Here is a 25545-nt window from a genome sequence, read left to right as displayed (position 1 = left end):
TTGCGATGTTTACCGTTGGATTATGTCAATCACGCCGGCGCGAGATGACGTAGGATTCGTCGAGAAACCAGAGCCCGTTGTACTTTCGCAGCACATCCCTGGCGGCATCCAGAGTGCGGCCGTTTTGAGTCATATCTGTCAACCGGTCGTCCTCTATCTGAGCGACATACACCGCCGCATTCCACGCTGCAAAGGCTGTCGAGGTCCCGATAGTACCCGTTACCTCGTTGGGCAGCGCTTCCATATCATACCTGAAGATCGAACGGTTATCCGCGTAGGCATTAAAATTTAAGTCGCGGCCCAACGACCCAAGCTCATACTTAACGGCGCGCAATAGCTCATGGCGGCTCACCGAGAAAGGATTTTCTCCGGGCCAGATCGCCTGGATCATTTCCATTCCGGGATCGTGACCATGGGAGTGAATACCGATCAGGCGGCCACCAGGCCGCAACGCCTTGGCGAGTGGTGCAATGATCCGCTTGGCCCGGAAATTGACGGATGAAAGAGCCCGGTATGGCTGGGATGCGATGACCAGGTCGAAATTGGCCTCGGTCTGGCCCGGCCGCGGAATCGTCGAATCGAGCAGGAATCTGTGGTCGTCGCGGTAGAGCACGAGGACGACCGGCCGCTCATAGAGCGGCATGGCCGTGCGCGGGCTGATGGCTGCGCGCCAGTTCTGCTCCAGGAACGGCCTGAGCTCGGCGATCTGCTGCTCGAATTCGCCCGATGAAGCGCCGCGCAGCGGGACCTCGTGCCAGACGGTGGCAGCAGCTGCTGCCGGCGATGCCGGCGTCAGCCAGGGCGCCTCCGAGTAGAACATGTTCGTGAAGACGAAAACCGACGCCGGATGCTCGAAAATGCGGTCCGGGACCTTCTCCAGCGTCAGGCGCAAATCCTCGAGACTGAGCTCCTTGCCGGCGACATAGAACGGCATGTGCGGGTAACGCTGATGCGTGGCGCGCAGCACCCGCGCCAGCACCGTGCCGTCTCCGACGCCCGCGTCGAAAATGCGCAGCGCCGGCGGGCGCGGATGGATGGTGGCCAGCTCGAGTGCCACCCGGTCGGCGATCACCCGCTTTTCGCTGCAGGTGTGGACGAACAGCAGGTATTTCTGTCGGTTCTCGAAGAAGCGGAAATTGCCACGTGGATCGCGCTTTTCCGGGGGCACCTGCAGTCCTCGCGGCGGCGGCATGCCGCCGGTCATGGATGCCGCCATATAGGCCTGGATCCGCTCCAGCGTATCGATCGTGATGCGCTTGCCCTCCCGCAGCCGGTGCACGAGCTTCCCATCGTTCACCGCACGCCGGCCAAACGTCGATTCCGCCATGTCCGCCTTGCGGCAGAACTCGGTGATTTGGCTCAGGATTTCGTCATTCTTCATGGATGGGACAGGAGTGGGCAGAAGAGTTGGGACCCGCTTTCTAGCAGCTTCTGCCCACCCAGGAAATACCGCTGCCTGCTTTACCCCAAGTCCGATGATGCGGGCGTGAACCCTCGTGGGTCACCGGGCAACAAACATGCACTTCTCCTCGGGAATCACCGCCCATGCGCCGCCTGCTCATCGCGCTCGCCCTGCTCGCCGCAACCCTTTGGTCCGCACCCGCATCAGCTCAATCGCGAGGCCAGCTGGGCCCGCTCTGCACCACCGAGACCACGCCAGCCGACCAGATGGTTCATGCCTGCAGCAAAATCATCGCGCTGAAGGTCTTCAAGGGCGCGCAGCTCGCGACCGTCTATTTCTGGCGCGCCGTGGCCTGGAACAAGAAAGGCGACTACGCCAAGGTCATTGCCGACACCACGGAAGCGATCCGGCTTCAGCCGGGCCAGGCGGTCTACAATCTCAGGGGCTCGGCCTATTACGACAAGGGCGACTACGACATCGCGATCGCGGATTTCGACGATGCGCTGAAGATCGGGCCGCCAAGCGGCATCATCTTCCACAACCGCGGTAATGCCTGGCGCGGCAAGGGCGACTACGCCAAGGCGATCGCCGATTACGATATGTCGATCAAATCAGATCCGAGATCGGCGTTCTCGTTCCAGAACCGTGGCATCGCAAAGGAGGCGCTCGGCGACCTGGACGGAGCGCTCACCGACATCAACCAGGCGATCCGGCTCGATCCGACGCTGCCGCAGCCGCTGATCAACCGTACTGCGATCTGGCGCGCCAGAGGCGATCTCGATCGCGCCATTGCCGACGGCAGCGCTGCGATCCGGCTCGCCAAGGACAAGCCGCCGGTCAACGTCATGACGCCGCCGAACAGCGTGCTGATCTCCGCCCTAACAAATCGCGCCCTGGCCTACGAAGCCAAGGGCGACTACGCGCATGCAAAAGACGACTACAACGCCACGCTTGCGATCGCGGCCTCCGACGCCGGCAGCAAGGCTAACCAGGCCACCGCAAAAGTGAGACTGTCGCTGGTGACCGACGCCGCCGCGCCCATCCCGCACGAGGCGCCCTCGCCGACGGCGGCTCCTCCCCCACGGCAGACGGAGGCAACGCCTCCACCCTCTCCTGCACCCTCTCCTGCGCCCTCGCCTTCACCTGCCGCTCGCGGCATCCGCATGGCACTTGTCATCGGCAACGGCGCCTACGCCCATGTGAAGGCGTTGCACAATCCGCCCAACGACGCACGCGCTGTTGCGAAAAGCCTGCGCGAGGTCGGCTTCACCGTCTCGGAGGGCATCGACCTCGACCGCGCAGCGATGCAGAAGATGACGCGCGACTTCTTGCGAGAGGCGTCGCGGGCGCAAATAGCCCTGGTCTATTATGCCGGCCATGGCGTGCAGGTCGATGCCCGCAACTATCTCATTCCCGTCGACGTCGAGCTGAAGCCCGGCACGAGCATGACGGATGCGATGATCGACATGGACACGATCCTGGCCGGCCTCGACGATCAGGTCCGCACCAACATCCTGATCTTCGATGCCTGCCGCAACAATCCAATGGCGCAGCAGAGGGCAAGCGCCGGCAGCAGCCGCGGCCTCGAAGGCGCACCTGGCCTTGCCGCGCCGTCGAGCCTCGGCTCCGGCGCGACGTTGGGGGCCGGCACGCTGATCGCATTCGCAACGGCGCCAGGCCAGGTGGCGCTCGACGGCGAAGGCGCGAATTCACCGTTCTCCGCGGCGCTCTCCCGCCATCTCGGCACGCCCGGCCTCGAAGTCCAGCAGATGCTGACGCGGGTGCGGGCGGAGGTGGTTTCGGCCACGAAGAGCAAGCAGGTGCCGTGGTCGAATTCGTCGCTGCTGGGAGAGGTCTATCTGGCGGAGAAGTGAGCGTGCACGTAGCGTCTACTTTCCTGGTCAGGGCAACCAAGGAGGCACTAGCAATTCGGCGCGATACTGGTCGAGAGCCGCCCGGTCGCTTTCTTAGCCATTGGTAGCGGGCAGGAACTTTCACAAAAGGCATCTGTTCTCACCCGGAACAAGAGTCTTTTGTCCATGCGCAACATCCGCTGGAGCTGGCCTGGATCGTGGTGTGGATCCTGATCACGTCAGCCATCATGGCCGTGATCTACGCCGCTGATCCCGCCAACCGCGGGGATGAGACGTGAACGGCGCGCTACCCTTCATCGCCGCCGCCGCGCTGTTGGCGCTCGCGCTGGGCTTTCTCGCCCGTCGCGGCAAGAACATGAACCTGGAACAGTGGACCGTGGGCGGGCGCGGCTTCGGCGCGATTTTCGTGTTCCTGCTGCTCGCCGGAGAGATCTACACCACCTTCACCTTCCTCGGGGGCAGCGGCTATGCCTATGGCAAGGGTGCGCCAGCCTATTACATTCTCGCTTACGGCACGCTGGCCTACGTGCTGTCCTATTTCATGCTGCCGCCGATCTGGCGCTATGCAAAGGAGCACCGGCTCTACTCCCAGTCGGACTTCTTCGTGCGCAAATATGATAGCCCGACTCTGGGTGTCATCGTCGCGATCGTCGATATCGTGGCGCTGATCCCCTACCTTGTTCTTCAGTTCAAGGGGCTCGGTATCATCGTCGAGGTCGCGGGCTATGGGGCGATCTCCTCCACCGTCGCAATCTGGACCGGCGCGATAGTCGTGGCCGCCTATGTGATGGTCTCGGGCGTGCACGGATCGGCCTGGACTGCCGTCGCCAAGGATCTCTTGATCCTCGTCGTCGTCATCTTCCTTGGGATTTACCTGCCTCATCACTACTACGGCGGGCTCGCGTCGATGTTCTCGGCGATCGAGCAGGCGAAGCCAGGATTCACCGTGCTGCCGCCGCACGGCGAAAGCCTGTGGTGGTTCTCCTCGACCGTGCTGCTCACGGCGCTCGGGTTCTACATGTGGCCGCACAGCTTCGGCTCGATCTATACGGCGAGGAGCGCCAGGGTCATTCGCAAGAACGCGATCGTGCTGCCGCTCTATCAGCTCATCCTGCTGTTCGTGTTCTTCGTCGGTTTCGCAGCGATCCTTCAGGTTCCGGGGCTCACTGGCCCGAACATCGATTTGGCGCTGTTCAAGCTCTCGGTGAAGACCTTCGATCCCTGGTTTGTCGGGTTGATCGGCGCGACCGGTGTGCTCACTGCGCTGGTACCTGGATCGATGATCCTGATGACTGCAGCGACCTTGATCGCCAACAATCTTTACCGCGCCGTCGACCCGTCGGCTGACGATCGAAGAGTGTCTCTGCTCGCAAAACTCCTGGTTCCGGTGATGGCGCTGGTTGCGGTGTTCTTCACGTTGAAGGGCGGAGAGACCATCGTGGCGTTGCTGCTGATGGGCTACAGCCTGGTCTCCCAGCTCTTTCCATCGCTGGTGCTCAGCCTCGCGCAACGCAACGTCGCGACGCGCGAAGGCGCGATGGCGGGCATCATCGCCGGCGTTGCCACGGTCGCCATCGTCAGCTTGACTGGCGTGAACTTCCACAAGCTGCCGTGGCTGCCGCCGGAGATCCAGGACCTCAACATCGGCATTGTCGCGCTGATCGTGAATTTCTTCGTGCTGATCGTGGTGAGCGCCGTGACCCGACATGTCGCCGAGCCCGCGCGCGCTGCCGCGGAATAACGCGACGCGGCGGCCTACCAATCAATGGTGGAGAATGACCGCCATCAGCTGTTCGCACCGAATTGTGCTGCCGCACGGCAATAGAGCAAAGCGGGCGTCGTTCGCATCACGCCGCCCGTATAGGTGCACGGCGGTGATGCCCCGCCTTTCGCGGGACATGACGGCCGCACGAGGCAGCTTAATTGCCCCAAACTTCCTTCGCGATTTCGACCGCGAGGCTTAGCTTGGCCCACTGCTCTTCCTCGGAGAGGATATTGCCCTCTTCCGTCGAGGCAAAGCCGCACTGTGGCGACAGCGCGAGCTGCTCCAGGGGCGCGAACTTGGAAGCTTCTTCGAGACGACGCTTGATGTCGTCCTTCTTCTCGAGCTCGCCGAATTTCGAGGTAATGACGCCGACCACGACGACCTTGTTGCCCTTGGGCAGGAAGCGCAGCGGCTCGAAGCCGCCGGCGCGGTCGCTGTCGTATTCGAGGAAGTAGCCGTCGTAATTGGTGCCGGCGAGCATGGTCTCAGCCACCGGCTCGTAGCCGCCCGAGGAAATCCAGGTCGAACGGAAATTGCCGCGGCAGACATGCGTCGTCACCACCATGTCGGCGGGCTTCTCGGCCAGCGCGTAATTGATGATGCGGGCGTAGATCTGCTGGAGACCGTCCGGATTGTCGCCGCGCTCGCGCGCCTTCTGCAACTCGTCCGGCGAGCACAGATATGCCCATACGGTGTCGTCGAACTGCAGATAGCGGCAGCCGGCGTCGTAGAACGCCTTGACCGCCTTGCGGTAGGTCTTGCCGAGGTCTTCGTAAAAGGCCTCGAGATCCGGATAGACATCCTTGGAGATCGACTTGCGGCCGCCACGGAAGTGCAGCACCGCCGGCGACGGGATCGTCATCTTGGCGGTGACGTGGGCCTGGTCGGCGACCTTCTTCAAGAAGCGGAAGTGGTCGAGCATCGGGTGATTGTCGGGGAAATCGAGCTTGTCGATCACCCGCACCGCGTCGTGACGCGTCTGCACGCCCGCGAACTGGATGCCCGTGTCGGGATGGAATAGCTCGCAGCCGGTGAGCTTGGCCAGGAAGTCGAAATGCCACCAGGAGCGGCGGAATTCGCCGTCGGTCGCGAGCTTCAGGCCCACCGAGGCCTGCTTGTGCACGACCTTCTCGATCTCCATGTCCTCGATCTTGCGCAGATCGTCGGCCGAGATCTCGCCCTTCTCGAGCCGGCTACGGGCTTCCTTGATCTTGGCGGGACGCAGCAGGCTGCCGACTTCGTCGGCGCGGAAGGGGGCTTTGGTTCGCAGCATTTCTTAACTCCCAAGATGCTTCTTAATGGGCCGCCGCTCCTGCAACGCCGAGATGGCGCTCCAGGACCGACGGGTCGGTTTTCAGCGCGGCGCTCGGGGCGTCGTGGACGATCGTTCCGCGCTCCAATATCACAACACGGTCGGCGAGCCCCAGAATCTTTTGCGCGTTCTGCTCGACGATGATCGAGCAAATGCCGCCCGCCCGTGTGATGCTCCCGATCGCCTTCAGTAGCTCCTCGACGATGATGGGGGCGAGGCCCTCGGTCGGCTCGTCCAGCAGCAGGACCTTCGGATTGAGGGTGAGCGCGCGGCCGATCGCCAGCATCTGCTGCTCGCCGCCGGAGAGCTGGTTGCCGAAATTGCTGCGGCGTTCCTTCAGCCGAGGGAACATCTCATAAACCTTTTCGACGGTCCAGGGACCGGGCTGCGCGACCGCGGTCATGTTCTCTTCTACCGTCAGCGACCTGAAAATGTTGCGCTCCTGCGGGACCCAGCCGATGCCGGCACGCGCCCGCTGGTCGGGCCGCAAGCTCGTGACGTCAGTGCCGGCGAGCGTGACCGAGCCCGAGAAACGGCGGGTGACGCCGACGATGGAGTTGATCAGCGTGGTCTTGCCGGTGCCGTTGCGTCCCAGCAGCGCCAGTACCTGTCCTTGGGCAAGGCGCAAGGACATGTTGGGCAGCACCACGGCCTCTCCGTAGCCGGCACGCAGGGAATCGATCGCGAGCAAGTCAGACATTCACTGCCTCCTCGCCGAGATAGACCGCCTTCACTTGCGGATCACGCGCGACCTGGTCGGGCGGCCCCTCCGTCAGCAGGGCGCCGGAGACCAGTACCGAAATGCGATCGGCAAACGAGAACACGAGATCCATGTCGTGCTCGATCAGCAACACCGTGACGTCGCGCGGCAGGCTGCCCACCACCGCGAGAATGTCGTGGCGCTCGCTCTCGGGCACGCCGGCGGCGGGCTCGTCGAGCAGCAGCACGCGCGGCTTGGCGGCGATCGCGACCGCGATCTCGAGCAGGCGCTGCTTGCCGTAGGGCAACGTCACGGTCTGCTCGTTCATGACGTCGAGCAGGTGGAAGCGCGTCAGGAGGTCGGCGATCTCGCCGTTGACATCGCTGCGCGTTCCCATCCGCCGCCACCAGTCGCCGCCGTGACCCAGGCGTTCGGAGACGGCAAGACCGATGGTCTCGAGCGGGGTCAAATCAGCATAGAGCTGGTTGATCTGGAAGGTGCGGGACAGACCGCGCAGCACGCGCCTGTGCACAGGCAGATCGGTGATGTCCTGGCCTTCGAGCAGGATGCGGCCCGAATTAGGCTTGAGTACGCCGGTGAGCTGGTTGATGACGGTGGTCTTGCCGGCGCCGTTCGGTCCGATCAGCGCATGGCGGGCGCCCTGCGCGATCCTGAGCGACAAGTCACGGGTGACGCGCAGGCCGCCAAAGGTCTTTTCAAGATTTCGGGTTTCGAGCGCAATCGTCATGCGTCGCTCTCCGGCACGGTCACGATCGCCTTGCGGCCCCCAATCTGCTTGATCAGGAGATTAGGCAGGTACAACACGCCATAATGCAGGCGCTGGCGACCGACCAGCACGATCACGACCAGCACGAGGCCGATCCAGAATTGCCAATATTGCGGGGTGATGGTGGAGAACACCTCCTGAAGGATGCGGAAGATCACCGCGCCGATCAGCCCGCCATAGAGATAGCCGGTGCCGCCGATGACGAGCACCAGCATCAGATCAGCCGAGCGCTCGAAGGCGAACACGTCGAGCGAGGCGATGGCCGTGGTCTGGGTGAACAGCGCGCCCGCGATGCCGGCATAGAACGCGGCCACCGTATAGATCGCGATCAGGCGGCGGTTGACGGGGATGCCGATGGCGGCGGCACGCAGCGGATTGTTCTTGATCGCGCGCAGCGACAGGCCGAACGGCGAGTGCACGATGCGGCGGGCGAGCAGGAACAGCACGAACAGCACCGCGAGCGAATAGAAGAAGCCCGCCTTGCCGAACATGTCGAACGGAATCTGGCCGAGGATCGGCTGCATGTCGATGCCCTGCAGGCCATCGGTGCCGCCGGTGATGTTGGAGAACCGTTCAGCGAGCGCCTCCAGCAGCAGCGCGATACCGAGCGTCACCATCAGCCGGGTCAGGTCCACGCCGCGAATCACCAGGAAGCTGGCCGCGAATCCGAGCACCATTGCGGCGAGGCCCGCGGCGATCAGCGCCAGCACAGGCTCATTGATGATGCCGTGCAACGCCAGCAATCCCGCCGCATAGGCGCCGACGCCGAAGAAGGCGGCGTGCCCGAGCGAAACGATGCCGGCATAGCCGAGGATGAGATCGAGCGACATCGCAAACAGCGCCAGCCGGAGGATGTCGGTCATGATCAGATAGCGCGAGGGAAACAGAAAACCGCAGGCGAGCACGACAAGCCAGAAGGCGGCCTCGCCATAGTGCCAGCGCGCCTGCCGCTGGGCGTGGAAACCGACGTCGGACGAAGCGCTCATCGGCGGACTCAACGCGCGGCCGTGCGGCCGAACAGGCCGTTCGGGCGCCAGATCAGGATCACGATCATCATGGTGTAGATCACGAAGGGCCCCATCTTGGGCACGTAATATTTGCCGGCGACGTCGCCGATGCCGAGCAGGAGCGAGGCCAAAAATGGTCCAGTGATCGAGGAAGAGCCGCCGACCGTGACCACGATCAGGAAGTAGATCATGAACTTCAGCGGGAAATACGGATCGAGGCCGAGGATTTCGGCGCTGAGCGCCCCGCCGAGACCAGCAAGGCCGCAGCCGAAAGCAAAGGTGAAAGCGAACACCTGCGGCACGTTGATGCCGAGGCCGCTCGCGGCACGGGGATCATCGACCGCGGCGCGAAGGCGGCTGCCGAAGCGGGTCTTGGCCAGTACCATCTGGAGGCCGACGGTGAGCAGGCCGCAGATCACGATGATCATCAGCCTGTAGCGACCGATGCCGACGCCGAACACGTCGAACTGCCCCTGCAGCGCGTCCGGCAGGTTGATGAACACGCGCGATGAACCCTGGATGTAGTCCACGGCCGCGACCGACATGAACGTCAACCCGATGGTGAACAGCACCTGGTCGAGATGGCTGCGCGCGTAGAGGTGCCGGTAGAGCGTGCGCTCGAGCACGATCCCGATCGCCGCGGCCGAGACGAAGGCAAGCGGCAAGGCCGCGAAGAACGGCCAGCCGTGCTGATTCACCAGCAGCATGCAGACATACCCCCCGGCCATGGCGAAGGCGCCGTGGGCGAGATTGACGAAGTTCATCAGGCCGAGCGTGACCGCAAGCCCGCAAGCGAGCACGAACAGCAGCATGCCGTAGGCAACGCCATCGAACAGGTTGGTGAGGATTGAGGTCATCGGTAGCGGGTGAACCCTGATAATCGCTCGTCATTCCGGGGCCGCGCTGAACCCGGAATTCATTTCAATCATTTCGAGATCCTGGGTTCGCGCAAATGCGCGCCCCGGGATGACGCGCTTTCGCGCGTCACTTCTTGGTCTTGCCGAGATCCTTGACGGCTTCGAAGGTCTGGAACTCGACATTGTAGAGTTCGCCGTCGACCTTCTCGACCTTGCGGATGTAGACGTTCTGGACGATGTCGCGCGTCTCCGGATCGATCGAGATCGGACCGCGCGGGCTCTCCCACTTCTGACCCTTCATGGCTTCGACCAGCTTGGTGCCGTCCGTGTCGCCATTGGTCTTTTTCAGCGCCGCGTAGATCAGGTGGATGCCGTCATAGCCGCTCACCGCCATGAAGCCCGGACGGCTGCCGAACGCCTTCTTGTAGGCGGCGACGAAGTCCTTGTTCATCTGCGAGGGATGCGCGGCCGAGTAGATATGGGCGGTCACGGTGCCGAGCACGGCATCGCCCATGTTGTTGAGCAGGTCGTCGTCGGTGACGTCGCCGGGGCCAATCACCTTGATGCCGGCCTTGTCGAGGCCACGCTCAGCATATTGCTTCATGAAGTTGCCGCCCTGGCCCGCCGGCACGAACACGAAGATCGCGTCAGGCTTGGCATCCTTCATGCGCTGCAGGAACGGCGCGAAGTCGGGATTGGCAAGCGGCGTCTTGACCTCTTCGACCACTTCGCCGCCACCGGCGGTGAAATGCTCCTTGAAGAAGTTGAGCGCGTCGTTACCCGGCGCGTAGTCCGAGGTCAGCGTCGCCACCTTCTTGATGCCGTTCTTCACTGCCCAGTCGCCGATGATGGTCGAGGACTGCGCCAGCGTGAAACTCGTGCGAACGATATAGGGCGAGCGCTCGGTGATGATGGAGGTACCGGCCGCCATCACGACTTCCGGAATCTTGGCCTGCGTCGCGAGGGGCGCGGCGGCGAGCGCCGCGGGCGTCACGCCGAAACCGCCGATGAAATTGACCTTGTCGTTGACGATCAGTTCCTGCGCCGCGGTCTTGGTCTTGTCCGGGATCGCCGCATCGTCCTTGACGATGATCTCGATCTTCTTGCCGGCGACGGTGTCGCCGTTCTGCTGCATGTAAAGCTTGATCGCGTTCTCGATCTGCTTGCCGGTCGAGGCCTGACCGCCGGTCATCGGCAGGATCATGCCGACCTTGACGGTGTCTTCCGCCTTGGCCGGCGCGACGGCCGCGAGGCTCGCGATGGCGGCCGCTGCTGCGGTCCGTGAGAAAATCCTGCGTTCGAACATCAGATGTCCCTCCCCTTTTTCTTTCGCCTCGAACCGAGTGCCCGGCTCTTGCCTCACCCTAGCTCACAACCAAGCCATGTAGCGCGGCCACATGGCGTCCTCTGCAACCCCGCTGTCAATCGGACGTTCGGCGAGCATTCGGCGCAAGCGCGTCGCTGGACCGACGACAGCAGAGGGGAGAGGATTTGCGGTATTGAGCTACCGATCTTTATTCTCTCGCAGAGATTTGTACGCTTGTACAAATGAGATGGACCTGTCAACGAAAAACCATTTGCGTGCGCAAACCGGCCGATCAAAAAGTATTGGCACCCTGGGAATTCCCATGGCAGTGGATGGTGAATCCAGCCTCTCCCTTCGAGAATTTGAACACGCAAGAGACTTGGGCGCTCCTGCGTCCGAGAGACCACCTCCCCAATTCCGGACCTGAATACGAAATGTATACTAGACTCCGTTCATAGAGGGTCTCAAGGGCAAAATATCCTATTATAATACCTCTGCTGTATACACGTGAACACATCTCGAAATAAGCCAATTTTACCCCTTGAACGGCTACAGTCCGCGCCGCGGGCTCTGTCCCGCGTCTCATCACCTGCGCCCGACCGGCGAACTCCAGAAAATGCTCATGCGCTTCCGTCTGTTTTCGATAGCTGCCACGGTCGTCCTGCTGGGCCTGAGCCTCGCGGGCTGTGGCACCGTCAACGAGAAGCTCTCGGCCGGCATGGGCGACTACGTCCCGCAATGGGCGGGCGGCCTGCCGGCGGACGCCCCGCCGCGCCCGGGCACGCCGCAATACGATGCCTACATGAAGGAACGCGAGCGCAAGCGGCTGATGCCCGCGGCGGATCGCGAAAAGGAAGAGCAGGCGCAGAAGGGGACCACGAGCACCACTTCGAAAGACGCGGTGCGCTGAGCTGGCGAATGGCGAATAGCGAGTGGCGAAAATCCCTCGCTTGTCTATTCGCTACTCGCCACTTCCCTATTCGCTAATCCACGAACACCACAGTCTTGCGGCCGTTGAGGATGACGCGGTCGTCGAGGTGATAGCGGATCGCACGCGCCAGCACTCGGCGCTCGATGTCGCGGCCCTTGCGGACGAGGTCTTCCGGCGTGTCGCGATGGCTGATGCGCTCGACGTCCTGGTCGATGATCGGGCCCTCGTCGAGATCGCGGGTCACGTAATGGGCTGTCGCGCCGATCAGCTTCACGCCGCGCTCATGAGCCTGGTGATAGGGCTTTGCGCCCTTGAAGCCCGGCAGGAACGAGTGATGGATGTTGATGCAGCGGCCGGACAGATGGGCCGACAGATCATCCGACAGGATCTGCATGTAGCGGGCGAGCACGACGAGATCGGTCCCGGTGCTGGTGACGAGATCGAGGATCTGCGCCTCCTGGTCGCGCTTGGTCTCCTTCGTGACAGGCAGATAATGGAACGGGATACCGCCGAAATCGAGCCCTTCATAGACTTCGCGCGGATGGTTGGAGACGATCGCGGCCAATGTCATCGGCAATTCGCCGGTGCGCCAGCGATAGAGGATGTCGACCAGGCAGTGGTCGGACTTCGACACCAGCAGCATCACCTTGCGATGCGCGGCACGGTCACGCATCTGCCACTCCATGCCGAAGCGTTCGGCGATCGCAGCGAAGCCGGTCTGCAGCGCGGACAATTCCACCGCGAGATCGGCCGCGGTGAACACCACGCGCATGAAGAACTTCCCGGTCTCGATGTCGTCGAACTGCTGGGCATCGAGAATGTTCTGTCCGGAATTCGCCAGGAAGGTCGACACCGCCGAGACGATGCCGGGACGATCCGGACAGGACAGGGTCAGAACGTATTGATGATCGGTCATGACTGTTGAAGAAGCGGCTCGTGATGACGGTTTGGGCAGACTTCGCGGAACAACCCGCGATTTGCGCCCTGCTCTAGCACCGGGGCGACCCTTGCGCCAATCCCGAAGACGGAGTCAGGATGAATCGACGATTGCAATTTGTTTGACTGACCGGAGCACGCCCATGGCCGACCGTTTGAACGGCACCCGCATCCTGATCCTGGAAAGCCGAGAGGAGGCGCAGTTCTCAAAGCTCCTGGCCGAGCAAGGCGCCGAGGTCGTGCAATGTCCGATGTTCACCATCCGGGATGCGCCGGACCCGGCTCCGGTCGAAGCCTGGATTCGCCGCGCCATCGATAAGCCATTCGACGACCTCGTGCTGATGACCGGCGAAGGCCTGCGGCGGATCATGAAGCTCGCGCGCGCCCGCGCCCTCGACCAGGCCTTGATCGCGGCGCTCGCCAAGTCGCGAAAATTCACCCGCGGCCCGAAACCTGGAAAGGCGCTGCGCGAAGTCGGTCTCGATGCGCAGCAGACCACGGAGAAGCCGACCACCGAAGGCGTGATCGAGATGCTGGGCAAGCTCGATCTCAACGGGCGTCGGCTCGGCCTGCAGCTTTATCCCGACAAGGACCACAGCGCGCTGACCGGCGCGATCGCCGCGCAAGGTGCAGAAGTCGATACCGTGTTGCCTTATGCCTATGACTCCAAGGCTGCGGACGCCAACATCATCACGGCCATCGACGAGATGGCGGAGGGACGGATCGATTGCATCGCTCTGACCAATCTCGGCCAGGTCCGCCGCCTGATCGATGCCGCGAAGGGGGGTGGCAGCGAGGCGAAGTTGCGCACCGGCTTCGAGCGGACGCTGGTCGCGTCGGTGGGACCCGCAGTTTCGGGCGAGCTCGCCGCGCACGGCCTGCGCACGGACGTCTCGCCGGTGGAAGACCACTACTTCATGCGCCCGTTGATCTCGGCGATGGCGGCCGCGCTCGCGAAGAAGCAGGTCGAAGGGACGTAAGTGCCCTACCGGCGCGTGACGCGATACACGCTGGCGTTTCCTTCAACGCCGCGGAGAGGCGCATCGAACAGCGCGATTGCGTGCCCGGCAAGGAGATCGCTGGGACATTCGACATCTGCAGTCCTGGTCGGGACAACGGCGGCTCAGCTCAAGCGAAAAGGCTCGAGCCTTCTGTAGCCAAGGGCAGCGCGCCAACCAGGCGACGCCTAGCCTGCCACCTGCGAAGCAGCCGACATCAATTCCTGCGGGTTCGGCATCCCGAACATGCGCTGGCCGCCTTCGGGTACCTCGGTAAAGGTCCAGCGCACGACTCCTTCCCGATCGAGCAGGAACTGGCCGAACAGCTGGCCGTGGCCGGTCGCCAGCATGCGCTGATCAGCCTCCGTTATTTCGTAGCCGTCCTTGTTGTTGAGGACGTCAGACGCCGCAACCGGATTCATCGGCTCCGGCAATTCGCCCGGCAGCTCCATCCGCATGCCCATCACGACGTTCATGCCCACCTTGCGCGGCCATTCAGTCTCGCTCTCGGTAAACTCGAGATTGGGCAGTCCGAACGTTCGGTGCGACACCCGCTCGGGATCGGACGCAGCGAGCAGATTGGGCAATGGATGATATCTGAAGTAGAGCCGCGCGCGCTCGATCGGCGTATTGACCACAGTGAGACTTTCAACGCCCTTGTCGCGCAAGGCCGTGTCAAGCTGCGCCTGTGCCGCGATATGGCGGCGGCAGAACGGGCAATGCAGGCCTCGAAACAGGCCGACCAATATCGGACTTTGCCCGCGGAAATCATCAAGCGCGATTTTTCCTTCGCGCGTAATTGCGTCCAGCACGATGTTGGGTGCGCGATCGCCCGGTTGAAGCGGTCCATCGAAACGACGTTCTGACATTGCTGAACTCCCTCACATGACCTAGTCTAGAAATGGCAGTACAATCAGTCCGGCGGGATCAAGCCCGTGCCTGGTGCAGACATCATCGGCCAGCGCGAAATAGCGCTCGGCTTCGGGCATGTCGCCGCGATCAAGGTTCAGTGTCGCAAGACCATCATAGCATGGAAAGAGCTGCTGCGGCTCGCCGGTTTCGCTCGCGACCTCGATCGCTTCATTGTAGCAGCGGGCAGCCTGATCGGGCCGGAAATGGCACTGATGGATTTGCCCGAGTACGATCAGAGGTACGGGAAGATGCTCGCGTTGATCGAGCGCCCGGTCGATCTCGATCGCCTTTTCGGCAGCCGGCACACCTTCATCGGTGCACTTATCCGTAAAAGTGCAACAGGCGACGGCAAAATTGGCAAGAAGGCGCGCCTGGAACCCGAGATCGCCAATGCGATGCGCGACATCGAGCCCGCGCCGACAAACCTTCATGGCCTGCGCCGGGTCGACAATCGTGTAGAGCACCGCGAGATTGGTGTAGCCGCGGCAGGCCACGTTGAGAAGGCCGGCGGCCTCGGCTGCTGCGACACTTTGCTCCACCTCGCGCACCGCATCCTGGTGTCGCCCAAGCCGCGCCAGCGCAACCGCCTTGGTGTTGAGGGCCTCGGCAACGGCGCGCGCCGCCTCGAGTCCACCCTGTTCGTCCGCGGCCGCAGGCGCGGATCGAGCGTAGCCAAGCGCCTCGTCCGCCCATCTCGCGGCGGCCACATGATCGCCCATACGAAAGGCGAGACGGCCGCGCTCTTGGGACAGGTGTGCCCATTCGATGGGCGCTTCTGTTCCGCCAAGCCGTTCAGCCGCCTCGGCGTAATGCGACTCTGCCTTGATCCGCTTGCCGGCGTCCCACAGCAGCCGGCCAAGCTTGCGAAGAATGCGGGCTTCGCCGATGCGATCCGCTGCAGCGCGGTTCCCTTCCAGCGCCCGCTGGTAGTGCTCCTCGGCCGTGCTGCGACGACCGGTCGCGCCACAGAGATCCGCGATCCGCTCGTACAGGACAACCCGCTCCGGATCGCATTCGCCGTTGCTCAACAGCACTGACAAGGCCTGTTGGTAGAGACGGATGGCATCGTCATTGGCGTAGGTTGCACGTGCTCGATCGCCGGCAGCGCGCAAATAACGCGCGCCTTTTGCCTTGCGCGCGCTGAGGCTGAAGTGATGTCCGAGCAGAATGAGGTCTTCGAGCCGCTCGGGTTCGTCGCCGTAGAGCTGCTCCAGCGCGGCACCAATGCGTCCATGAAGCTCGATCCGCCGCTGCAACAACAGGTTTTGATAGATCACGTCCTGAAGCATGGTCTGCGTGAAACGGTAGCACCGCAGCGAAATCGAATTGGCGCCCGCGACTTCCTCGACAATCTCGGCGTCGCACAGAAGCTCTACTCCCATTTCGACCTTCGCCTGCCCTGTCGCTACTGCGTCGAGCAGAGTCACATCGAAGCGCGGGCCGATCACCGCAGCCTCCTGCGCCAGCCGGCGCACCTCATGCGGCAGCCGATCGAGCCGCGCCAATAACAGTGCCTGAATGCTCGCCGGAATATCGGCGGCGGCTTCATCCGACTTGATCCGCCACTGCGAACCCTCGCGTTCCAGCGCGCCGGCTTCGATAAGACCGCGGATGATCTCCTCGAGGAAAAGCGGATTGCCGCTCGCGCGCTCCAGGATGCGACCAAACAGATTTCCCGGCGGCTCCCGCCAACCGTGACTGAAAAAAGCCGCGAGTAGCTTTTGTCCGTCGGCATCACCGAGCGGAGGCAATCGGATGGTTGTTTGGCTGATCCGGCCCGAACTGAACTGATCCAGCTCCGGCATTGGCCGATGCGTAAACAACAGCATCAGCCGCGTGCGCTCCAACCGGTCCATCAGGAACCGGAGCGCTTCGAGCGACACGGCATCGGCCCAGTGCAGATCCTCGACAATGATCAGAAGCGGCGACAACGCCAGACGCCGCTCGAAGACGGTCCGGATCGCGAAGAATATCTGCCGCCGGAGCTGTTCGGGCTCGACATGCTGCAATACGATGTCGGCACCACCGAGACCGAGAACATGGACATAGAGCGGCATCAATCGCTCTGCTTCCGCAGGCGCAAGGCCAAGCTCGGACAGCGCTTCGGCCAGCCTCGCCTCAGCCTCGGCGGCGCTGGCCTTCTGCGCGATGCCGTAGGCGCTGCGGAGCACGGCTGCGAGGGTACCGTAGGACTGCTCGCCGAGCGGCGAGCAGACGGCCTGCCGGATCGCCACAGCCTCGAAGCGCTCTTCGTCGCGAATACGGGCGACGAACTCGTTCACGAGGCGCGTTTTGCCGATGCCCGCTTCGCCGACCAACCGCACCAGTTGCGCCGCCCCGCCGCAGGCGCGATCGAGGCTGCCGATCACGCGCGCAAGCTCGGCATCGCGGCCGATCAAGGGCGCACTGAGACCCAGCATGTCCAGGCCTCGTGCCGCGCGCGGCATCTCGAGCAGCCCCTTGAGACGATGCACGAGGACGCTGCCCATCTTGCCCTTGAGCGAGACCTCGCCGAGCGATTCATACGCAAATGCATGCCGGGTCAGACGATAGGTCAACGGCCCGACCAGCACCTGGTCCGGCGGCGCCATCGACTGTAATCGCTGAGCGGTATTCACGGTGTCCCCGGTCACCGAGTAGGATTTGGCAACGCCAACACCCAATCCACCCGCAACCACGTGTCCGGTATTGATACCGACATGAAGCAACAGCGGTGAACCGGCGAACGCCCTCACCCGTTCGCTGAGCCGCTCGGTCCGTTTGATCATGTCGATGGCAGCCCGGACCGCCCGCTCCGGATCGTCCTCGTGCGCGGCCGGCGCACCGAACAGCGCCAACAGCGCATCGCCGATGAACTTGTCCACGAAGCCGCCAAAGTCTTGCACGGCCGCCGTCAGCTCCGCGAACAATTCGTTCTGAAGCGTCTGCATGACCTCGGGGTCGAGGCGTTCGCTCATCGCAGTGAAGCCGCTAAGGTCGGCAAACAGCACGGTGATGGTGCGGCGATTGGCTTCGCTGTCGATCCGGTCCGGCTGCGGTCGAAATAGCTGTTGAGGGTCTGTTGCCCGCACCAGCGGCGGTGAGGACGCCCTGATCGGCGCTATCGGCCGGTTCGCCCCCGCGTGGCCCCCGCCCCCCGATTGAAGGGCCTCGCTGACGAGGGCGCCACATTTCGGGCAATACGCGAAATCCGGTGCGCAGTCATAGCCGCAGCCGGGACATGCCTTCGGCTGCTTCGTGCCGCACTTTGGGCAGAAGGCAAAGCCGCTCTGAACCTCAGAACCGCAACCCGCGCACGCCATGCCCAAGACCTTTCGTGGCCCGAGACCGGATCAGCATGGGCTTGAGGCGCCAGAAGAGCAAGCGCGCGTCCGGCGTAACCCCTCCCCGACCCGGGCTCGGCGGGCAGCAATGCTGCGGGTGCACTGACGACTCATGGACGGCCGCGGCGCGCCGACCCGCACGCAAGCCGCCGCATATCGGCATGCGACAGCGTCAATTGACACGAGCACCATCACCGCTACGCTGCCGAACAGAAGAATAAAGAATAAGGGCCGGGAGTCGTCGTGAAACCCGTCAACGCATCTTGAGCATACCCACGAGACCTTCCGCGCTCGCGCCGTTCCGCATCCGCAATTACCGTTTCCAATGGCCCTCGGACCTGCTCACCTCCTGGGCGTTCGAGATCGAGACTCTGGTGCTCGGTTGGTACATCCTGGTCCAGACCGGCTCGGTGCTGCTGCTCACAATTCTCGCGTCGCTGCAATATATCGGGACGCTGATCGCTCCGGTGCTCGGGATGGTCGGCGATCGCATGGGGCACCGCGATCTTCTCGTCGTGCTGCGCCTCGCCTATACGGTGCTCGCCTCGACCATCATGGTGCTGGCGCTGACCGGTCACCTGGCGCCGCTCAAGGTGATGATCATCGTGACGATCATGGGCCTGATCCGCTCCTCGGATCTCGGCCTTCGCAGCGCTCTTCTCGCCGACATCATGCCGGCCGAGTTGCTGGTCGGTGCGATCAGCCTGTCACGCACGACCCAGGACAGCGCGCGCATCGCCGGGGCGCTCACGGGAGCCGGACTGTTCGCGACTTTCGGCATGGGCAAAGTCTATATGGTGATCGCCTGCCTGTATTTCGTCGCCGCGATCTTGATGCTGTGTCTGGCCCGACCGGCGAAGCCCGCCGAGCATCGCGCGGTCAAGAGCCATTCGGGCTCGCGGCTGCTGCGCGATCTCAAGGAAGGCATCGTCTATTCCTGGAACGGGCCGGCCATGCTGGCCGCGCTTTGCGTCGCCTTCCTTGTCAATCTCACCGCGTTTCCGCTGACGAATGGATTGCTGCCCTACATCGCACGCGACATCTTTCATACCGACCAGACCGGTCTCGGCTATCTCTCGGCGAGCTTCGCCTTGGGTTCGCTGATTGGCTCCGTCACGCTCAGTCTGGTCAGCGGCCTGCGCATCGCCCGGCTCCTGATCGGCGCCACGCTGGCCTGGTACACGCTGCTGCTGGTGTTCGTCGAAATCAGGACCATGCCGGTCGCCATGGCTTGCCTCGTGCTTGCGGGCATCGCCCAGAGCATCTCGATGATTTCTGCCGCCGTGATACTGATGCGGACGGCCAGCGCGCATCTGCGCGGTCGTGTGATGGGGGTGCGGATGATGGTGATCTACGGCCTGCCGATCGGATTGCTCGCGGCCGGCAGCCTGATCGACATCATCGGCTATTCCGCGACGGGATCGCTCTACGCCGCCGCCGGCTTCATCGCAATGCTGACCATCGCCGTGCGCTGGCGCGCCGACCTGTGGCCGGTGCACGCCCCCGCCAACGCGCGCTAGTCGCCATATCCGCGCAGCCGCTCGACATTGAGGATGGTGACGCCGCCGTACTCCAGCCGCAGCAGCCCCTCCTTCTCCAGCCGGTTCAGCGCCCGGTTGGCGTTCTGCCTGGACATGCCGGAGAGCGCCCCGATCTCCTCCTGGGTGATCTCCAGATGTGCGGTCGAGTCCGGATAGAGGATCGGATTGAACAGCGAGGCGATGCTCCGGGCAAGCCGCGAGGTCGCATCGAGCGTGCGGTTGACCTCGAGCATGCCGATGAACTGGCCGAGCCGCTCGTTGAGCTGGCGCACCAGGAAGCGGTTGAAGCCGACGCTGTTCTCGAACAGCCACATGAAGGCGGGGCGCTCCATCAGGGCGACACGGCTGACGCGCAGCGCGACCACGTCGTAGCGGCGCGGCTCGTTCTTGAGCACGCTCCCCTCGCCGAACCAGGCGCCCGCCGTCAGCCCCGCAAGGCTGGTCTCCTTGCCGTCTCGTGAAACGCCGCCCATGCGGGCCAAGCCGCTCACCATACCGGCCCAATAGTCGAATTTATCGCCGCGCATGAACACGGTCTCGCCGGTGCCGTAGGATCGCTCCGTCATGCCGGCGCGGGCCACCTCGATCTCCGCCGGCGTCAGTTCGCGCGACCAGGCGGCGACGCGCTTCAGTTGATCCTCTGAAATCATGATCGAGAGGCCAGCCGCACCGTTTCGTCACTCCATCCATTATTGCATTGCAGCATGATCGCCCCCGGCCACCATCGGACGAAAGATGGGCCGCGGCCGCCCGAAAAAACTTTGTCGCAGAATTGTCAGGCCGGAGACATTTCAAAATAGCGCTTTCCCCTATTGAGAGCCATCTCGGGTGATGCGGCTTTTGATCCCAAACGGGGACAAAAGTGGCGCGGCTCCGGCCGGGACCATGTGCTGCATGGCCTCAGCGGCACGGCCGTACTAGGATCGCCCGGGAGCAACGGACGAAGAGCGCCGCTGAACGCGCCATCACCGGAGGGATTTGCTTGGTGGCTACCAGTCTCGAAGTGCGCGGCGTGTCCTTGCGATTCGGCGGCGTTCGCGCGCTGACCGACGTCAGCTTCGCCATCAACGAGGGCGAGCTGTTCTCGATCATCGGCCCTAACGGTGCCGGCAAGACCTCGATCGTCAACTGTATTTCCGGCCGCTACAAGCCGACCGAAGGCCAGCTGTTCTATCAGGGCCGGGACATCACGGGCCTGACGCCGAATGCGCGTCCCAAGCTCGGCATCGGCCGCACCTTCCAGAACCTGGCGCTGTTCCACCATATGAGCGTGCTCGACAACATCATGGTGGGCCGCCATCACCTGCTGAAGAACAACTTCCTCACCGGCTCGCTGTACTGGCTCACCGGCGCACGCAAGGAAGAACTCGTGCACCGCCGCAAGGTCGAGGAGATCATCGACTTCCTCGATCTCCAGTCGGTGCGCAAAGCGCAAGCCGGCACCCTGTCCTACGGCCTGCGCAAGCGTGTCGAACTCGCCCGCGCCATGGCGCTGGAGCCGCGCCTCATTCTCCTCGACGAGCCGATGGCCGGCATGAATTTCGAAGAGAAGGAGGACATGGCCCGCTACATCGTCGACCTCAACGAGGAGTTCGGCATGACGGTCGTCATGATCGAGCACGACATGGGCGTGGTGATGGACATCTCCCACCGCGTCATGGTGCTGGATTTTGGCCGCAAGATCGCCGATGGCGATCCCGCCGCCGTGCTCGCCGATCCCCACGTCCGACGCGCTTATCTCGGCGAGGAGGACGAGGCGCTGGTCGATCCTGATGATGCGCCCTCGGTGCAGGAGAGCGCCGCATGATGGATTACGCTGCCCGCGTCGCCCGGGCCGACACCTATCCGAAGATGCTCCGGCTCAATGCCAAAGAGCATGGCAACGAGATCGCGCTGCGCGAAAAGGACCTCGGCCTCTGGCGTCCCTTCACATGGAATGATTACCAGACCCGTGTGCGCGATTTCGCGCTCGGCCTGATCGAGCTCGGCCTCGGTCGCGGCGACGTCATCGGCATCATCGGCGACAACAGGCCCGACTGGGTCGCTGCGGAAATCGCCAGCCATGCGATCGGCGGACTGAGCCTCGGGCTCTATCGCGACGTGCTGGACGAAGAGGCCTCCTATCTGCTCAATTACGGCGAAGCCCAGCTCGTCTTCGCCGAGGACGAGGAGCAGGTCGATAAGCTGCTGGCGCTGGCCGGGCGCGTGCCGAAGCTCAAGCAGATCGTCTATTCCGATCCGCGCGGCATGCGGAAATATGACGACCCCAGACTGATGTCGGCGGAGACACTCGCCGCGCTCGGCCGCGCCCGCGCCGCCCGCGAGGGGGAGCTCTACGACCGCCTCGTCGACGCAACCAAGGGCGAGGACGTCGCGATCCTCTGCACCACGTCGGGCACCACCTCGCATCCAAAGCTTGCGATGCTCGCCGCCGGCCGCGTGCTCGGCCATTGCGCGACCTACCTCGCTTTCGACCCCAAAGGTCCTGATGACGAGTACGTCTCGGTGCTGCCGCTGCCGTGGATCATGGAGCAGGTCTACGTCCTGGGCAAAGGCCTGCTCTGCCGGATGAAGATCAACTTCGTCGAAGAGCCCGACACGATGATGAACGATCTGCGCGAGATCGCGCCGACCTTCGTGCTCTTTGCCCCACGCGTCTGGGAATCGATCGCCGCCGACGTCCGCGCCAAGGTGATGGACGCAACGCCATTGAAGCAGCGCCTGTTCGACGTCGGCATGAAGTCGGGGCTTGCTGCACTCGACCAAGGCAAGCGCTCCGGCTTTGCCGATGCGATCCTGTTCCGCGCGTTGCGCGACCGTCTCGGCTTCACCCGGCTGCGATCGGCCGCCACCGGCGGTGCGGCGCTCGGGCCTGACACCTTCAAGTTCTTTCAGGCCATGGGCGTGCCGCTGCGCACACTCTATGGCCAGACGGAGCTGTTGGGCGCCTACACGCTGCATCCCGAGGGCAAGGTCGATCCTGATACGACAGGCGTGCCGATGGCCGACAGCGTCGAGATCCGCATCGACAATGCCGACGTCCACGGCGTCGGCGAGATCGTGGTGCGACACCCCAACATGTTCCTCGGCTATTACAAGAACCCGGAGGCGAGCGTCGCCGATATCAGGGACGGCTGGATGCTGTCGGGCGACGCCGGCTATTTCAACGCCGACCGCCAGCTCGTCGTCATCGACCGCATCAAGGATCTCGCCGAGACCTCGCGCGGCGAACGCTTCTCGCCGCAATTCATCGAGAACAAGCTGAAATTCTCGCCCTATATCGCCGAAGCCGTGGTTCTCGGCGCGGGCCGCGACGCGCTCGCGGCGATGATCTGCATCCGCTACTCCATCATCTCGAAATGGGCGGAGAAGAACCGGCTCTCGTTCACGACCTACAGCGATCTCGCCTCGCGGCCCGAGGTCTACGCGCTGCTCCGGAAAGAAGTCGAGACCGTCAACGCCACGCTGCCGCCGGCCCAGCGCATCTCGCGCTTCCTGCTGCTCTACAAGGAGTTGGATGCCGACGACGGCGAGCTCACCCGCACGCGAAAAGTGCGCCGCGGCGTCATCAACGAGAAGTACGCTGAAATCATCGACGCCATCTACCGGGGCGCCGCCGCCATCCCCGTCGACACCGTGATCCGCTTCCAGGACGGCACCACGCAACGGGTGCGCACGACGCTGCGCGTGGTAGATCTGGGTGGGCATGGCGCCATCGCGGAGGCTGCGGAGTGATCCAGGTATTCGTCGCGGATGACGCTGCCCTTCGCCTCTCCCCGCCTGCGGCAGCCGTATCTCATACGCACTCCGTCATTGCGAGCGGAGCGAAGCAATCCAGACCGTCTCCGCGGAAAGATGCTGGATTGCTTCGCTCCGCTCGCAATGACCCTACGGGTGCATCAGGAAACCATACATGAACACCGCCTTCCTCATCCAGCTCCTGGTCAACGGCCTCGTGGTCGGCACGCTCTACGGCGTGGTCGCGATGTCGTTCGTGCTGATCTACAAGGCGACGCAGGTCGTCAATTTCGCGCAAGGTGAGTTGCTGCTGGTCGGCGCCTGGGTGTGCTGGGCCTTGCTCGCGAAGTACCAGGTGCCGTTCTGGATCGGCATGCCGATGACGCTGGTGTTCATGTTCGTGTTCGGCATCGCGATCCAGGTCCTGATCCTCAGGCCGATGATCGGCGAGCCCATCATCTCTGTCATCATGGTGACGATCGGCCTCTCCACCGTGCTGCAGGCCACGCTGAAATGGATGTTCGGCGTCAACCCTCAGCCGTTCCCGCGCGTGTTCGAGAGCCAGTCGGTCGGCCTGTTCGGGCTTCAGATCCAGACCGTTTACGTCATGAGCCTGGTCGTGTCGGTCGCAATGATGATCGGCATGGCCTGGTTCTTCCGTGCCTCGAAGTATGGCCTTGCGATGCGCGCCACCGCGTTCAACCAGCAGGTGGCGCAGTCACTCGGCATTTCCGTGAAGAGCGTGTTCGCGATGGCCTGGGCGATCTCGGCGACCGTGTCGGCGGTCGCAGGTGTCGTCGTCGCCGTGGTCAACGGCGTATCCTCGGGCCTTGCCGCCTACGGCATCAAGGTGTTTCCCGCGGCAATTCTCGGCGGACTCGATTCGGTCGGCGGCGCCGTGCTCGGCGGCATCATCATCGGCCTGCTCGAGAACGTCGCGCAATATGTCGACAGCCAATACCTGCACTGGGGCAATCTCTACGAGATCGCGCCGTTCTACGTCCTCATCATCGTGCTGATGATCAAGCCCTACGGCCTGTTCGGCACCCACGACATCGAGCGGATCTGATCCATGGCCGGCCCTGCCCTCATCCCCGCTGGTGATTTCCGCACCTCCTACGCGGCCGACACCACGATCTTCCCGACCAAGACCAGCCGCAACTTTGCGATTGCCGGCGTGCTGCTGCTCTGCCTCGTACCGCAATTCCTCGGCGGATACTGGCTCAGCATGCTGATCCAGATCGGCATCTTCTCGATCGCCGCGCTGGGGCTGAACATCCTGGTCGGATTCACCGGGCAGATCTCGATCGGGCACGCGGCCTTCTTCCTGCTCGGCGCGTTCACGTCCGCCTATATATCCAACAATGCGCCGGTCCCGGTGTTCTTCGCGATCCCAGTCGCCGGCGTGGTCACCGCGCTGGTGGGACTGATCTTCGGCATTCCGGCGGCGCGGCTGAAGGGCCTCTATCTCGTCATCGCGACGCTTGCGGCGCAATACATCCTGCTCGACTTCTTCTCTCGCGCCGAGTGGTTTTCGGGCGGCTCCGTGCCGGCAAGCGCCGAGCCGTTCTCGATCTTCGGCTACACATTGCGCGGCGACCGGCAATATTTCTACGTAGTGCTGGCCTATGTGCTGGCAAGCTACGTCCTCGTCACCAATCTGATGCGAACGCGCGACGGCCGCGCGCTGGTGGCGATACGCGACCATTATCTCTCCGCCGAGATCATGGGCATCAACCTCACCAAATACCGCACCCTGTCGTTCGGCCTCGCCGCTTTTTTCGCCGGCATCGCCGGCGCGCTCTATGCGCACTACCAGCTCGTGGTGTCGCAGGAGGGTTTCGGCATCGAGCGCTCGATCCTGTTCCTGGCCATGATCATCATCGGAGGCACCGGATCGATCATGGGCACGCTGATGGGCACCGCCTTCGTGGTGCTTCTGCCCGAGACGATGGAGCTGATCAGCCTTTATCTGAAGGGCGGAGCGATCGACAAGGCGCTGTCACTCAACAACAACATCACCTTCCTGCGCGAGATCGCGATCGGTGTGATCATCATCGTGTTCCTGATGTTCGAGCCCGACGGCCTCGCGCATCGCTGGCGGCAGATCAAGGCATACTGGAAACTCTACCCGTTCTCGCATTGAGCTCGGGCAA

At 63.3% G+C, this 25545-nt stretch carries 20 protein-coding genes; 9 read left to right on the top strand and 11 right to left on the bottom strand.

Translation table 11 applies throughout. The features are described 5' to 3' along the window. Positions 1-25 precede the first annotated feature (25 nt). Positions 26-1381, bottom strand: a complete 1356-nt coding sequence (locus tag BM222_RS32820; RefSeq protein ID WP_092237865.1) for a hypothetical protein — start codon at positions 1379-1381, stop codon at positions 26-28. 164 nt (positions 1382-1545) lie between these two features. On the opposite strand from BM222_RS32820, the gene BM222_RS32815 reads away from it, so the two are divergent. Both BM222_RS32815 and BM222_RS32810 read left to right on the top strand, forming a co-directional pair. Beyond that, positions 1546-3276: a caspase family protein gene (locus BM222_RS32815; protein WP_092237858.1), complete on the top strand. Its 1731-nt coding sequence runs from the start codon at positions 1546-1548 to the stop codon at positions 3274-3276. Positions 3277-3550: 274 nt separating this feature from the next. Continuing rightward, complete coding sequence (locus BM222_RS32810) at positions 3551-5017, top strand: sodium:solute symporter family protein (RefSeq protein ID WP_092237855.1); 1467 nt, start codon at positions 3551-3553, stop codon at positions 5015-5017. Between the two features lie 178 nt (positions 5018-5195). Here the strand turns inward: BM222_RS32810 and BM222_RS32805 are convergent, their stop codons facing one another. From BM222_RS32805 to BM222_RS32780, 6 genes are all read right to left on the bottom strand, one after another. Further along, positions 5196-6314, bottom strand: coding sequence for a cobalamin-independent methionine synthase II family protein (locus BM222_RS32805; protein WP_092237852.1), 1119 nt, complete (start codon positions 6312-6314; stop codon positions 5196-5198). 22 nt (positions 6315-6336) lie between these two features. Beyond that, positions 6337-7053, bottom strand: a complete 717-nt coding sequence (locus BM222_RS32800) for an ABC transporter ATP-binding protein (RefSeq protein WP_092237849.1) — start codon at positions 7051-7053, stop codon at positions 6337-6339. Then, positions 7046-7801 carry an ABC transporter ATP-binding protein gene (locus tag BM222_RS32795; protein ID WP_092237846.1) on the bottom strand — a complete coding sequence of 252 codons (756 nt, stop codon included), beginning with the start codon at positions 7799-7801 and terminating at the stop codon, positions 7046-7048. Before BM222_RS32795 ends, BM222_RS32800 begins: the two co-directional genes overlap by 8 nt. Continuing rightward, on the bottom strand, positions 7798-8826 hold the full coding sequence (locus tag BM222_RS32790) for a branched-chain amino acid ABC transporter permease (RefSeq protein WP_092237843.1): 1029 nt from the start codon (positions 8824-8826) through the stop codon (positions 7798-7800). Before BM222_RS32790 ends, BM222_RS32795 begins: the two co-directional genes overlap by 4 nt. 8 nt (positions 8827-8834) lie before the next feature. Continuing rightward, positions 8835-9704 (bottom strand): branched-chain amino acid ABC transporter permease, encoded by an 870-nt coding sequence (locus BM222_RS32785; protein ID WP_092237840.1) that lies wholly within the window; start codon positions 9702-9704, stop codon positions 8835-8837. A gap of 127 nt (positions 9705-9831) precedes the next feature. Continuing rightward, positions 9832-11010, bottom strand: coding sequence for an ABC transporter substrate-binding protein (locus BM222_RS32780; RefSeq protein WP_092237837.1), 1179 nt, complete (start codon positions 11008-11010; stop codon positions 9832-9834). A gap of 616 nt (positions 11011-11626) precedes the next feature. Here BM222_RS32780 and BM222_RS32775 point away from each other — a divergent pair. Next, positions 11627-11920, top strand: a complete 294-nt coding sequence (locus BM222_RS32775) for a hypothetical protein (RefSeq protein ID WP_092237929.1) — start codon at positions 11627-11629, stop codon at positions 11918-11920. Positions 11921-11993: 73 nt separating this feature from the next. Here the strand turns inward: BM222_RS32775 and purU are convergent, their stop codons facing one another. Next, the gene (gene purU / locus BM222_RS32770; protein ID WP_092237833.1) at positions 11994-12857 is read right to left on the bottom strand and encodes a formyltetrahydrofolate deformylase; all 864 of its coding nucleotides are present in this window, start codon (positions 12855-12857) and stop codon (positions 11994-11996) included. Between the two features lie 163 nt (positions 12858-13020). Between purU and BM222_RS32765 the strand changes: the two genes are divergently transcribed. Then, positions 13021-13857, top strand: a complete 837-nt coding sequence (locus BM222_RS32765) for a uroporphyrinogen-III synthase (protein ID WP_092237831.1) — start codon at positions 13021-13023, stop codon at positions 13855-13857. A gap of 206 nt (positions 13858-14063) precedes the next feature. On the opposite strand, the gene BM222_RS32760 is transcribed toward BM222_RS32765, so the two are convergent. Further along, the gene (locus tag BM222_RS32760; protein WP_092237828.1) at positions 14064-14744 is read right to left on the bottom strand and encodes a peroxiredoxin-like family protein; all 681 of its coding nucleotides are present in this window, start codon (positions 14742-14744) and stop codon (positions 14064-14066) included. Positions 14745-14765: 21 nt separating this feature from the next. Next, a complete protein-coding gene (locus tag BM222_RS32755) occupies positions 14766-18089 on the bottom strand; it encodes an adenylate/guanylate cyclase domain-containing protein (protein ID WP_092237825.1) in 3324 nt (1107 codons plus the stop codon). 284 nt (positions 18090-18373) lie between these two features. On the opposite strand from BM222_RS32755, the gene BM222_RS32750 reads away from it, so the two are divergent. Continuing rightward, a complete protein-coding gene (locus BM222_RS32750) occupies positions 18374-19630 on the top strand; it encodes an MFS transporter (RefSeq protein WP_092237823.1) in 1257 nt (418 codons plus the stop codon). Here the strand turns inward: BM222_RS32750 and BM222_RS32745 are convergent. Beyond that, positions 19627-20301: a Crp/Fnr family transcriptional regulator gene (locus BM222_RS32745; RefSeq protein ID WP_092237821.1), complete on the bottom strand. Its 675-nt coding sequence runs from the start codon at positions 20299-20301 to the stop codon at positions 19627-19629. The two genes, BM222_RS32750 and BM222_RS32745, sit on opposite strands and share 4 nt — an antisense overlap. Before the next feature lie 335 nt (positions 20302-20636). Here BM222_RS32745 and BM222_RS32740 point away from each other — a divergent pair, with 335 nt between their 5' ends. From BM222_RS32740 to BM222_RS32725, 4 genes are all read left to right on the top strand, one after another. After that, positions 20637-21458 (top strand): ABC transporter ATP-binding protein, encoded by an 822-nt coding sequence (locus tag BM222_RS32740; RefSeq protein ID WP_092237926.1) that lies wholly within the window; start codon positions 20637-20639, stop codon positions 21456-21458. Further along, the gene (locus tag BM222_RS32735) at positions 21455-23386 is read left to right on the top strand and encodes a long-chain fatty acid--CoA ligase (RefSeq protein ID WP_092237818.1); all 1932 of its coding nucleotides are present in this window, start codon (positions 21455-21457) and stop codon (positions 23384-23386) included. The genes BM222_RS32740 and BM222_RS32735 overlap by 4 nt, the downstream gene beginning before the upstream one ends. A gap of 178 nt (positions 23387-23564) precedes the next feature. Continuing rightward, a complete protein-coding gene (locus BM222_RS32730; protein ID WP_092237815.1) occupies positions 23565-24458 on the top strand; it encodes a branched-chain amino acid ABC transporter permease in 894 nt (297 codons plus the stop codon). Between the two features lie 3 nt (positions 24459-24461). Continuing rightward, complete coding sequence (locus BM222_RS32725) at positions 24462-25535, top strand: branched-chain amino acid ABC transporter permease (protein ID WP_092237812.1); 1074 nt, start codon at positions 24462-24464, stop codon at positions 25533-25535. Positions 25536-25545 lie beyond the last annotated feature (10 nt).

The organism is Bradyrhizobium sp. Gha (assembly GCF_900113735.1).
Taxonomy (GTDB): domain Bacteria; phylum Pseudomonadota; class Alphaproteobacteria; order Rhizobiales; family Xanthobacteraceae; genus Bradyrhizobium.
Note: the sequence above shows the minus strand (reverse complement) of the source record. Positions and strands in the feature narration are given on the sequence as shown.

Bases quoted from the DNA above. Each gene is read 5' to 3' on its own strand.
- BM222_RS32820 (WP_092237865.1), bottom strand. From the start codon at position 1,381: ATGAAGAATGACGAAATCCTGAGCCAAATCACCGAGTTCTGCCGCAAG.
- BM222_RS32815 (WP_092237858.1), top strand. From the start codon at position 1,546: ATGCGCCGCCTGCTCATCGCGCTCGCCCTGCTCGCCGCAACCCTTTGG.
- BM222_RS32805 (WP_092237852.1), bottom strand. From the start codon at position 6,314: ATGCTGCGAACCAAAGCCCCCTTCCGCGCCGACGAAGTCGGCAGCCTG.
- BM222_RS32800 (WP_092237849.1), bottom strand. From the start codon at position 7,053: ATGTCTGACTTGCTCGCGATCGATTCCCTGCGTGCCGGCTACGGAGAG.
- BM222_RS32795 (WP_092237846.1), bottom strand. From the start codon at position 7,801: ATGACGATTGCGCTCGAAACCCGAAATCTTGAAAAGACCTTTGGCGGC.
- BM222_RS32790 (WP_092237843.1), bottom strand. From the start codon at position 8,826: ATGAGCGCTTCGTCCGACGTCGGTTTCCACGCCCAGCGGCAGGCGCGC.
- BM222_RS32785 (WP_092237840.1), bottom strand. From the start codon at position 9,704: ATGACCTCAATCCTCACCAACCTGTTCGATGGCGTTGCCTACGGCATG.
- BM222_RS32780 (WP_092237837.1), bottom strand. From the start codon at position 11,010: ATGTTCGAACGCAGGATTTTCTCACGGACCGCAGCAGCGGCCGCCATC.
- BM222_RS32775 (WP_092237929.1), top strand. From the start codon at position 11,627: ATGCTCATGCGCTTCCGTCTGTTTTCGATAGCTGCCACGGTCGTCCTG.
- purU (WP_092237833.1), bottom strand. From the start codon at position 12,857: ATGACCGATCATCAATACGTTCTGACCCTGTCCTGTCCGGATCGTCCC.
- BM222_RS32765 (WP_092237831.1), top strand. From the start codon at position 13,021: ATGGCCGACCGTTTGAACGGCACCCGCATCCTGATCCTGGAAAGCCGA.
- BM222_RS32760 (WP_092237828.1), bottom strand. From the start codon at position 14,744: ATGTCAGAACGTCGTTTCGATGGACCGCTTCAACCGGGCGATCGCGCA.
- BM222_RS32755 (WP_092237825.1), bottom strand. From the start codon at position 18,089: ATGGCGTGCGCGGGTTGCGGTTCTGAGGTTCAGAGCGGCTTTGCCTTC.
- BM222_RS32745 (WP_092237821.1), bottom strand. From the start codon at position 20,301: ATGATTTCAGAGGATCAACTGAAGCGCGTCGCCGCCTGGTCGCGCGAA.
- BM222_RS32735 (WP_092237818.1), top strand. From the start codon at position 21,455: ATGATGGATTACGCTGCCCGCGTCGCCCGGGCCGACACCTATCCGAAG.
- BM222_RS32730 (WP_092237815.1), top strand. From the start codon at position 23,565: ATGAACACCGCCTTCCTCATCCAGCTCCTGGTCAACGGCCTCGTGGTC.
- BM222_RS32725 (WP_092237812.1), top strand. From the start codon at position 24,462: ATGGCCGGCCCTGCCCTCATCCCCGCTGGTGATTTCCGCACCTCCTAC.